At 57.6% G+C, this 250-nt stretch carries 1 pseudogene; it reads right to left on the reverse strand.

The features are described 5' to 3' along the window. Positions 1-250, reverse strand: a pseudogene (locus CN925_RS15910) (hypothetical protein); the annotation flags it as partial.

A 250-nucleotide genomic window follows, 5' to 3' on the forward strand; every position in this document is an offset into this window, starting at 1 on the left:
GTTACGCCCGTCGTTCCTGTTGCTCCCGTTATTCCGGTCGGTCCCGGTTCTCCTGTCGGGCCTGTCATTCCGGTTATTCCTGTTGAGCCGGTTACTCCCGTCGTTCCTATTAGGCCTGTTGCTCCGGTTGTTCCTGTTGGGCCGGTTATTCCCGTTGAACCCGTTGCGCCGGTTATTCCGGTTAGACCCGGTTCTCCGGTTGCTCCGGTTGTTCCTGTTATTCCCGTTGTGCCGGTTGGACCTGTTGATC

Origin of the sequence: Bacillus sp. AFS055030 (assembly GCF_002574545.1) — a bacterium.
Taxonomy (GTDB): Bacteria; Bacillota; Bacilli; order Bacillales; family Bacillaceae_G; genus Gottfriedia.